Source organism: Neorhizobium sp. SOG26, from assembly GCF_003491345.1.
GTDB classification, from domain to species: domain Bacteria; phylum Pseudomonadota; class Alphaproteobacteria; order Rhizobiales; family Rhizobiaceae; genus Neorhizobium; species Neorhizobium turbinariae.
In genome coordinates this window covers 1,074,447-1,084,102 of sequence record NZ_CP025512.1, presented here as the reverse complement: position 1 = coordinate 1,084,102, position 9,656 = coordinate 1,074,447, and the positions used below count along the sequence as shown (strand labels likewise).

The window sequence follows — 9,656 nt, the reverse complement described above, 5'->3', positions numbered from 1 at the left end:
GTGGAAAATTTCGCACCCCACCTTCAACAACCTCAATCACTTAGCCCAAAAACCACCCTCGATTTTCCACGCCCCCAGAACCCGCTCCTACAATGGCCTCGTTCCGCATCGGATACGCTGGCAGGCGTGCCAGCCATGCGGGGCCGGCGCCGGGGGTGAAGGGAGGACGTGAACCTTCATCATCGGGGTTCGCGGAAAATGGTCTCCCTCCGGCGAGACGGGGGAAGCAGGCGGGAACGGACCACCCACTGCTTCTGATGCCCGAAAGAGCGCGTCGGACGTGCCTGTGCGGCACACATGGGGGTCAGAGAGGATGGTGTCGCCGGACCCCTGGGTCCGACGGGATGCCTGGGGCGAAAAACCCAAGGCGCCCGGCAACCGGCGGAAAACACCGTCCTTCAAGATCCTCGCAGAGAGACCCAAGTCGCGGGCAAAAACCGCCGAACGGGGCGCTGAAAGGTGTCACATAAACTAAAACTTACGAGGCAGCTTTCAGCGCCCCGTCCGAAACAAAACTTTGAGGATCGCCAAGGGAGGACTCCGTCCATTCCCCGCCACCACCGGATACCACCCAAGGGTTCACACCATCGGCTCCGCCCTCGCCGGCCCAGGTCGCATCCGCGTCGTCAGCACCAGCGCGGCCGCTAGCACCGCAATGACGAAGCTTGAGCGGTAAAGCATAGGCGGCAGGTCGACGAGGAAAGGCAGGACCAGCATCACGACGGCAAAGCCGGCATCGAGCGCCAGATGCGCCGGCATCGACAGGTAGGATTTCCAGCCAAGCTCATAATCGGTGAACAGGGAGTAGAGGATGCCGAAGCAACCCAGGATCACGAAGGCGGCAAACCCCGCCCCTTGCGCCCCGGCGACAAAGGCCATGATGATCATGCCGAGGCATACGAGATAATCGGCGATGCCGTGGACGGATGTCGGAATGAAGCGCACGTCTCGTCTCCTTGTTGAGGAGCAAAAACCGGCGGGCGCGGGTGAAGTTCCGAAGTGGCGGCGATACACGCAGAACGCGCCACAACACCAACCAGCGCGTGCACGCGGTTCGTGGCAGACGCGACCGGTTGCGCGTAGCGTCCTCCTGCCGAACCAAGGAGGATGGCATGGCGTACAGAAAACGGAAGGGAAAAGACACTTGGCACTGGTGCAGCAATTGCAACAATTGGCCAACAAGCGATTACGAGGAGAAGCCTTCGAAACCCGCCGGGGGCGAGTTGTGCAATGAATGCCTCGCCAAGGACAAGGCAGGCACTTGCAGGAAGTAGCAGGGCCGCAATAAGAAAATGGGGAGGCAGTGCCTCCCCATCATTCAGACTAGAACTTGTAGTTCACGCCAGCCTTGAGCGTCTGGTCGCGAACGTCAGTGCGCGAGGCGACGCCACCCGTCGTGCTGCGCACGTCGTTGGTCATGGTGTAGTTGTATTCAAAGCGAGCCGAGAGGTTGTCGGAAAGCTTCTGCTCGACGCCCGCGCCGAGGATCCAGCCCGGCTTCCAGCCGTCCGGGCCGTTCGTGCCGTTGTGATCCTTGAAGCTCGTCAGAGCAACACCGGCCGTGCCGTAAACAAGCGTTTCGTTGAAGCCGACGCCCGCCTTTGCCTTGGCGGCAACGCGGCCCTGCTCCTTGATGTTGCCGTTCGGAACGCGGCTCTTGACGTTGCCAAGGTGGCTCGCCTCGATTTCGGCACCGATGACGCCGCTGTCGAGGTCGACATTGTAGCCGCCGTGCACGCCGACAACCAGGCCCTTGTCGCCGTCAAACGGGTTCAGCTTGCGCGAAGCCATGCCGAGATCGCCACCGACATAGGCGCCACCCCAACCGGAGCTCGGGCCGGTGATCGCGTCGTTTGCCATCGGCGGCTCGGAATAGTTGGTCAGGTCTGCAGCCGAGAGGGGGGTAGCGAAAAATGCGGCGACGATTGCCAGCGCGAAGGGCGTCTTCATCATGGTCATGCTTTACTCCATACAAAGCCCGCGTCGAAACAAGGACGGAGGCGGTTCTTTTCATTCACGGTCCGCAGTCGTCGCGACTCCCCACGTCAGCCCTTCGGGTCATGTCGCCTGCGTCTTGCGAACCATTTTCACGAATCTCTAAAGAGTCCCTTAACCGAACCGCCCTCGCCCGCCGGCCTTCGATCAACAATTTGTAACCCTTGCAAAAACGCAAAAACACGCGGCTCGTCACCGCGTGTTTTCATCAAGAATGGACCGGAATTCTTACTGCAGGATACGCGGCGCCGGCTGCATGCCGGGCTGGGTTCCGGCAGCGACGGCCAGTTCATCGCCGTCGAGGCCAGTCGCCACCACCGAGACGCGGAACTTGCCGTCGAGGTTGCGGTCGAAGATCGCGCCCACCACGATGTCGGCCTCGTCCATGACCTCGTCACGGATACGGCTTGCGGCTTCGTCGACCTCGAACAGCGTCATGTCGGAGCCGCCGGAGATGGAGATCAGCACGCCCTTGGCGCCCTTCATCGAAATGTCGTCGAGCAGCGGGTTGGCAATCGCCGCTTCGGCGGCCGTCAGCGCGCGGCCGTCGCCGGAGGCTTCGCCGGTGCCCATCATCGCGCGGCCCATGCCCTTCATCACCGACTTCACGTCGGCGAAGTCGAGGTTGATCAGGCCTTCCTTGACGATGAGATCGGTGATGCAGCCAACGCCGGAGAACAGCACCTTGTCGGCGGTCATGAAGGCATCGGCAAAGGTCGTCTTGGCGTCAGCAATGCGGAACAGGTTCTGGTTCGGAATGACGATGACGGTGTCGGCCGCACGACGCAGTTCCTCGATCCCGGCTTCGGCCGTCTTCATGCGGCGGTTGCCTTCGAAGGTAAACGGCTTGGTCACGACGCCCACTGTCAGGATGCCAGCATTGCGGGCCGCCTGGGCGATGATCGGCGCGGCACCGGTGCCCGTGCCGCCGCCCATGCCGGCCGTCACGAAACACATATGCGAGCCGGAGAGATGATCCATGATCTCGTCGATCGATTCTTCGGCAGCGGCGCGGCCGATTTCCGGCAGCGAGCCGGCGCCGAGCCCTTCGGTCACATGCGCACCGAGCTGGATGCGGCGCGATGCCTTCGAGGTGGCAAGCACCTGCGCGTCGGTATTGGCCGCGATGAAATCGACGCCGGCCAGTTCCTCGGCGATCATGTTGTTGATGGCGTTGCCGCCGCCACCGCCGACACCGATCACGGTGATCTTCGGCCGCATCTCGGTAATCTGGAATTTCTTGCCGTCCGTCATCGTCATCTCCTTGGGCATCGGCGCAAGCCGGCGGGCGACTTCCCCGCCACCCGAATCAGCGGTATTTTAGCTGTGCAACTAGGCAGAGGCTGGGCGAAAGAACAAGAGCAGCATCAAGGGAGGCCCGAAAGCGAAATTTTCCACAGCTTGGCGGGAACTTCCGCGAGGCAGCGCTATTCTAAAGATTCGATCACAAAAAGAAGAGAGGAGCATAGCGTACCATGCCTACGTTCGCCGCACGCGCGTCTGTCCCTTCCCCGGAAGAACATATCCTCACTGCCCAGGAAGCCCTCGAGCCACTTTTCCTGGCTTTGGAAGAAGAAGCCGAGGTCAAGATGATCGCCGCTGCGGTCAAGGCCGGTTGGCGGGTCGAGGACGCTGTCTCCGCCATCGATGAGTTGAGGCGCACCGAACTGCTTCCCCGTAACCGGCGGCACTGATCTCCGCTCAATCCAGATGATTCTCAAAAGCATCCCGGGGCGCATCCACGCCTCGGGCTATTGCTGTGTCATGCGTTGGAAAGCAGCCGCTTTGCCGCTGGCAACCGAACAAGAAAAATCCCGCCTGGGGAGCCGGCGGGATGTTGAAGTGGAGGTCAAAAATTTATGGTTGTTGAGGCAACCGCAGGGGACGAAGATCGCCTCGTTTGGCATGGCCTTGTGTTGCCATGCATGTCTGTTTTCATGGACTTAACCCGCAACTTGGCAATCGGTTCCACATTTCGTTAACGGCGGATCGTTAAGGTTGACGGACTTTTATCCTGGCGGCATGAGGCAGGCATGGCCACCCCGAATTTCCGGTTCACACATTACGATCTGAAGGCCCAGCGCGCTGGTACGGTGGTCGAGGTGACCCTGAACGGCGTGAACAACGTCCGCCTGATGACCGCTGGCAATTTCCAGCGTTTTACCGAGCGCCTCGATTTCAAATATATCGGCGGCGTGGCGCGTCGCTCACCTGTCCGGCTCGTCATTCCCGACAGCGGCCACTGGCACGTCATCATCGACATGGAAGGCCATCACGGACTGGCGGAGTCCTCGCTCAAGATCATGGCCGTTCCCGCCAACGCCGGGCAGAAACAGGCTTCTTAAGCTCCAGCCTCAGAGGTTATCCGCCGTTTCGCTCCTTGCGAAGCTTCGCCCACCAGTCCAGCCGCTTGCGGATCTCACGCTCGAAACCACGCTCCGGCGGATCGTAAAACACCTGCCGCCCCATCTTCTCCGGAAAATAATCCTGTCCGGAGAAAGCGTCGGGTTCATCATGGTCGTAGCGATAACCATCGCCGTAGCCCTCGCCCTTCATCAGCTTCGTCGGCGCATTCAGGATATGCTTCGGTGGCAGCAGCGAGCCGTTTTCCTTCGCCGCCCGCGTCGCCGCCTTGAAGGCTGTGTAGACCGCGTTGGATTTCGGCGCGCTCGCCAGGTAGACACAAGCCTGCGCCAGGGCCAGTTCGCCTTCCGGCGAACCGAGATAATCATAGGCGTCCTTGGCAGCATTGCAGATCACCAGCGCCTGCGGATCGGCAAGTCCGATGTCCTCCACCGCCATCCGGACCAGCCGACGCCCGAGATAAAGTGGATCCTCGCCGGCGTCGAACATGCGTGCCAGATAATAGAGCGCGGCATCCGGATCGGAACCGCGAACCGATTTGTGAAGCGCCGAAATGAGGTTGTAGTGCCCGTCCTGCGCCTTGTCATAGACCGGGGCGCGACGCTGGACGATCTCCGTCAGCGCTGCTGTGTCAAACACCTCGTCGGGTCGGGCCGCCCGCCAGACTTCCTCTGCCAGCGTCAGCACGGCGCGGCCATCGCCATCGGCCATACGGACCAAGGCTTCCCTGGCGCCCTCGTCGAGCGGCAGCGGCCTTTTCTCGACTTCCTCGGCACGGCCAAGAAGCTCGCGCAAGCTGTCTTCATCATGCGAGCGGAAGGTCAGAACCCGGGCCCGCGACAGAAGAGCGGCATTGAGCTCGAAAGAGGGATTTTCCGTCGTGGCACCGATGAGGATGACGGTGCCGTCCTCCATGACGGGCAGGAAGCTGTCCTGCTGGGCGCGGTTGAAGCGATGGATCTCGTCAACGAAGAGCAGCGTCTGGCGCCCGTCCATGCGGCGCAGGCGTGCCGCCTCGAACACCTTCTTCAGGTCCGCCACGCCGGAAAAGATCGCCGAGATCTGCTCGAAGGCGAGCCCCGCCTCTCCAGACAGGAGCCGCGCGACAGTGGTCTTGCCCGTGCCGGGCGGGCCCCAGAAGATCATCGACCCCAGCGAGCCGGAAGCGATCATCCGCCGCAGCACGCCGTCTTCGCCCGTCAGGTGCGCCTGTCCGGCCACTTCCCCCAATGTCTTCGGGCGAAGGCGGTCGGCCAGAGGCCGCCGGTTGGCCACCTCGTCCGGCACCTTCGGCGCGAAGAGATCACCACTCATCGGAAGAACTGCCGGATCCGCTGGCCATCTCGCTCGATCTCGACCCGCCAGAAGCCGGGATTGTCGTCGAGCATGGCTTCCAGCGCCTTGGTGGAGGTCACGGTCGTGCCGTTGAGCGAGATGACGATGTCCTTCGGCTGGAAGCCATAGCGTGCAGCAGGCGAACCGCGCACGACATCGGTGACAACAACGCCTGCCTTTTCAGCCGGGATACGCATCTCGGTGGCGAGCTTCGGCGAGAGGTTTGCCACGCGCAGCCCGGCAAACGGGTTTCGGCCCTCCAGGAGCCGTTCTTCGCGCGGCACCGTTTCCGGCGCGGTGTTGAGCGCAAGGTTCACCTGCCGCTGGCCGGCGCCGGTCTGGACAGTCAGCGTCGCCTGCTTGCCAAGGCCGGCGGTTGTCAGACGGTACCCCAAGGCATCCGGATGCTCGACCGAGATGCCATTGACGGCAGTGATGACCTCGCCAGGCTTCAACCCGGCGCGGTCTGCCGGACCGCCTTCGACGACGCGAACGACCAGCGCACCGCGCGCTGCTTTGAGGCCCAACGCTTCGGCGACATCGGAGGTGACCGCATCAAACGTCGCGCCAACGAACGGGCGCTCGAAGGTCGTCTTGCCTTCGGCAGCGGCGGCCAGGAAAACCTTTACCAGGTTGGATGGGATGGCAAAGCCGATGCCGTTCGAACCACCTCCGCGCGAGAAGATCGCCGTGTTGATGCCGAGCAGTTCGCCATTCATGTTCATCAGCGCGCCGCCGGAGTTACCCGGGTTGATCGAGGCATCCGTCTGGATGAAGAAGCCGAAGTCGCCGGAGCGCACCTGGTTGCGCGCGAGCGCCGACACGATGCCGCTCGTCACCGTCTGGCCGACACCAAACGGGTTGCCGATCGCCAGCACCAGGTCACCCACTTCCGTGCGGTCAGAATCGCCCAGCGGCATGATGGGGAACCGCTCCTTCGACTTGATGCGCAGCACTGCCAAGTCCAGGCTCTCGTCCTTCAACAGAATCTCACAGGGAAATTCGCGGCCGTCGGCGAGCGCGATCTTGATGTCGTCGGCGCCTTCAATGACGTGGTTGTTGGTGACAACCATCCCTTCGGCAAGGATGACGCCGGAACCGAGCGAGGACTGCTTCTCGGAGCGGTTTGGCATCCGCTGGCCGAAGAACTGCTCGAAGAAGGGATCGCCAGCGAAGGGGTTCATGCGCCGCACGATGCGCTCGGCATAAACGTTGACCACAGCACCGGCTGCCTGCTTCACCAGCGGCGCGAAGGAAAGCTGCATCTCCTGGCGGCTTTGCGGCACCGCCCGCTGCTCCTGGGCCAGCACGTTGACGGGCATGGCTACCAGGAGGGCAAGAAGACCGATCGACACGCGGCGCGGCATGTTCAGCATATTATTCCTCTCAAGCGTCAGAAAGTCCGGTCGATTTGTAGCGCGGCAGGTTGAAAAAGAAAGGCGTCAGAATCGCGGTTGCACAGGCGATGTCGAGACCCGTTCCCCCATATAAAGCCTCTAGGATGGCAGCGCCAATGGCAACCGCCGGCCGCCCTTGCCTTGCCATCCGGCGCGGCTGCCTCATCTTTCCAGGCACGCGGTGCTGGAGATGACGGATGCTCCAGAGCCGGATGCAGAAGGAGTTTACGCCATGAGATCAATCGTCACAGCTCTTGCATTTATCGGCCTTGCGGCCGTGCCCCTGCCGCAGATGGCGTCTGCCGCGAGCTTCGATTGCGAGCGAGCCGACCTGGCGCCCGACGAGAAGATGATCTGCGACAACCGCTCCTTGAACGATGCCGATGTGAAGATGGTGACCACCTTCGACATCCTGACGACGCTCGTCGCGATGGGTAATCGCGACAAGCTGAAAGAGGAGCAGAGTGCGTGGCTGAAGAAACGTCAGGCCTGCGCCGAAGACGTGGCCTGCCTGCAGGAGGCTTACGCGGAACGCATGAAGCAGTTGGACGAGGCCTTCAACGACATCGCCCGGCCGCTCTGAGCGTTATTCCGGCAGGATACGGACGGCACCCTTGTCGGCCGAAGATGCGAAGGCCGCATAGGCCTTCAGCGCCGTCGTGACATTGCGCTTGCGCGGTGCCGCCGGCTTCCAGCCGAGCGCGTCCTGCTCGTGGCGGCGGGCCGCGAGATCAGCGTCCGAAACCTTGAGGTTGATGGTGCGGTTCGGGATGTCGATCTCGATGAGGTCGCCCTGGCGCACCAGGCCAATCGCGCCACCCTGGGCGGCTTCCGGCGAGGCGTGACCGATCGAGAGACCCGAGGTGCCGCCGGAGAAGCGGCCATCGGTGATCAGCGCGCAGGCCTTGCCCAGTCCCTTCGACTTCAGGTAGCTCGTCGGATAGAGCATTTCCTGCATGCCCGGGCCGCCCTTGGGGCCTTCGTAGCGGATGACCACGACGTCGCCAGCCTTGACCTCGTTGCCGAGGATCCCCTTCACGGCCGCGTCCTGGCTTTCGTAGACAACGGCAGGACCGGTGAACTTCAGGATCGATTCATCGACACCAGCCGTCTTCACGATGCAGCCATCGAGCGCGATGTTGCCGTAAAGCACGGCGAGGCCACCGTCCTTGGAGAACGGCTTCTCGACGGAGCGGATGACGCCGTTTTCGCTGTCGGTATCAAGCTCATCCCAACGGGACGACTGCGAGAAGGCAACCTGCGTCGGCACGCCGCCCGGTGCTGCCTTGAAGAACTCGCGGACCGTTTCCGAATTGGTGCGGGTGATGTCCCAGCGGTCGATCGCGTCGCCGAGCGTCGTTTCGTGGACGGTGGCGCATTCACGGTGGATCAGGCCGCCGCGGTCGAGCTCGCCCAGGATGCGCATGATGCCGCCGGCGCGGTGCACGTCTTCCATGTGGACGTCCTGTTTGGCAGGCGCGACCTTGGACAGGCACGGCACCTTGCGCGACAGGCGGTCGATGTCTTCCATGCCGAAATCGACGCCGCCTTCGTGGGCGGCCGCGAGGATGTGCAACACGGTGTTGGTGGAGCCGCCCATGGCGATGTCGAGCGACATGGCGTTTTCGAAGGCTTCCTTCGTGGCGATGTTGCGCGGCAGGACGCTTTCGTCGCCCTGCTCGTAATAGCGGCGAGCGAGATCTACGATCAGGTGACCGGCTTCAACAAACAGGCGCTTGCGGTCCGAATGGGTAGCGAGCGTCGAGCCGTTGCCGGGCAGCGAGAGGCCAAGCGCTTCGGTGAGACAGTTCATGGAATTGGCCGTGAACATGCCGGAGCAGGAACCGCAGGTCGGGCAAGCCGAGCGTTCGATGACCTGGACGTCTTCGTCCGAAACCTTGTCGTCAGCCGCGGCGACCATGGCGTCTACGAGGTCAAGCGCTACCGTCTTGCCCTGCAGGACCACCTTGCCGGCTTCCATCGGGCCGCCGGAAACGAAGACCACCGGGATGTTGAGGCGCATGGCGGCATTCAGCATGCCGGGGGTGATCTTGTCGCAGTTGGAGATGCAGACCATGGCATCGGCGCAATGCGCGTTGACCATGTATTCGACGGAGTCGGCGATGATTTCGCGCGACGGCAACGAGTACAGCATGCCGTCATGACCCATGGCGATGCCGTCATCGACGGCGATCGTGTTGAATTCCTTTGCGACACCACCTGCGGCTTCGATTTCCCGCGCCACGAGCTGGCCGAGGTCCTTGAGGTGGACGTGGCCCGGCACGAACTGGGTGAAGGAGTTCACCACCGCGATGATCGGCTTGCCGAAGTCGGAATCCTTCATGCCCGTTGCGCGCCATAGTCCGCGCGCGCCGGCCATGTTGCGGCCATGGGTCGTCGTTCTGGAGCGATAAGCAGGCATGGTGTGTCCTCGATCTCGTCGGGCCGGTGCCCAGCCGTTGGCCGAGCGCAAAAAGCCCCTTTGTTTTGCGGCTTTCTTTATCCGAAGCGCCCGATCATGTCACTATCAGGACAGGCCAAAGCGGTACGGTTGACCCGCAGAGC

Annotated in this window: 9 protein-coding genes; 3 read left to right on the top strand and 6 right to left on the bottom strand. The window is 62.4% G+C overall.

From position 1 onward, the window contains the following. Nucleotides 1-579 precede the first annotated feature (579 nt). From CYG48_RS05445 to ftsZ, 3 genes are all read right to left on the bottom strand, one after another. Nucleotides 580-945, bottom strand: a complete 366-nt coding sequence (locus CYG48_RS05445) for a hypothetical protein (RefSeq protein ID WP_118849446.1) — start codon at nucleotides 943-945, stop codon at nucleotides 580-582. 378 nt (nucleotides 946-1,323) lie between these two features. Then, entirely contained in the window at nucleotides 1,324-1,959 is a 636-nt protein-coding gene (locus CYG48_RS05440; RefSeq protein WP_245450419.1) for an outer membrane protein, read from the bottom strand. Between the two features lie 264 nt (nucleotides 1,960-2,223). Further along, nucleotides 2,224-3,249, bottom strand: a complete 1,026-nt coding sequence (ftsZ, locus tag CYG48_RS05435) for a cell division protein FtsZ (protein WP_118851501.1) — start codon at nucleotides 3,247-3,249, stop codon at nucleotides 2,224-2,226. Nucleotides 3,250-3,470: 221 nt separating this feature from the next. Between ftsZ and CYG48_RS05430 the strand changes: the two genes are divergently transcribed. Continuing rightward, the gene (locus CYG48_RS05430; protein WP_118849444.1) at nucleotides 3,471-3,689 is read left to right on the top strand and encodes a hypothetical protein; all 219 of its coding nucleotides are present in this window, start codon (nucleotides 3,471-3,473) and stop codon (nucleotides 3,687-3,689) included. A 339-nt stretch (nucleotides 3,690-4,028) separates the two neighbouring features. Beyond that, on the top strand, nucleotides 4,029-4,340 hold the full coding sequence (locus CYG48_RS05425; protein ID WP_118849443.1) for a DUF1883 domain-containing protein: 312 nt from the start codon (nucleotides 4,029-4,031) through the stop codon (nucleotides 4,338-4,340). A gap of 16 nt (nucleotides 4,341-4,356) precedes the next feature. On the opposite strand, the gene CYG48_RS05420 is transcribed toward CYG48_RS05425, so the two are convergent. After that, nucleotides 4,357-5,673, bottom strand: a complete 1,317-nt coding sequence (locus CYG48_RS05420) for a replication-associated recombination protein A (protein WP_118849442.1) — start codon at nucleotides 5,671-5,673, stop codon at nucleotides 4,357-4,359. Then, nucleotides 5,670-7,070 (bottom strand): DegQ family serine endoprotease, encoded by a 1,401-nt coding sequence (locus tag CYG48_RS05415; RefSeq protein WP_118849441.1) that lies wholly within the window; start codon nucleotides 7,068-7,070, stop codon nucleotides 5,670-5,672. The genes CYG48_RS05420 and CYG48_RS05415 overlap by 4 nt, the downstream gene beginning before the upstream one ends. A gap of 253 nt (nucleotides 7,071-7,323) precedes the next feature. Here CYG48_RS05415 and CYG48_RS05410 point away from each other — a divergent pair, with 253 nt between their 5' ends. Beyond that, nucleotides 7,324-7,674, top strand: coding sequence for a lysozyme inhibitor LprI family protein (locus CYG48_RS05410; protein ID WP_118849440.1), 351 nt, complete (start codon nucleotides 7,324-7,326; stop codon nucleotides 7,672-7,674). A gap of 3 nt (nucleotides 7,675-7,677) precedes the next feature. On the opposite strand, the gene ilvD is transcribed toward CYG48_RS05410, so the two are convergent. After that, nucleotides 7,678-9,513, bottom strand: coding sequence for a dihydroxy-acid dehydratase (gene ilvD, locus CYG48_RS05405; RefSeq protein WP_118849439.1), 1,836 nt, complete (start codon nucleotides 9,511-9,513; stop codon nucleotides 7,678-7,680). Between the last annotated feature and the right edge of the window lie 143 nt (nucleotides 9,514-9,656).

Bases quoted from the DNA above. Each gene is read 5' to 3' on its own strand.
- CYG48_RS05440 (WP_245450419.1), bottom strand. From the start codon at position 1,959: ATGACCATGATGAAGACGCCCTTCGCGCTGGCAATCGTCGCCGCATTT.
- ftsZ (WP_118851501.1), bottom strand. From the start codon at position 3,249: ATGACGGACGGCAAGAAATTCCAGATTACCGAGATGCGGCCGAAGATC.
- CYG48_RS05430 (WP_118849444.1), top strand. From the start codon at position 3,471: ATGCCTACGTTCGCCGCACGCGCGTCTGTCCCTTCCCCGGAAGAACAT.
- CYG48_RS05425 (WP_118849443.1), top strand. From the start codon at position 4,029: ATGGCCACCCCGAATTTCCGGTTCACACATTACGATCTGAAGGCCCAG.
- CYG48_RS05420 (WP_118849442.1), bottom strand. From the start codon at position 5,673: ATGAGTGGTGATCTCTTCGCGCCGAAGGTGCCGGACGAGGTGGCCAAC.
- CYG48_RS05415 (WP_118849441.1), bottom strand. From the start codon at position 7,070: ATGCTGAACATGCCGCGCCGCGTGTCGATCGGTCTTCTTGCCCTCCTG.
- CYG48_RS05410 (WP_118849440.1), top strand. From the start codon at position 7,324: ATGAGATCAATCGTCACAGCTCTTGCATTTATCGGCCTTGCGGCCGTG.
- ilvD (WP_118849439.1), bottom strand. From the start codon at position 9,513: ATGCCTGCTTATCGCTCCAGAACGACGACCCATGGCCGCAACATGGCC.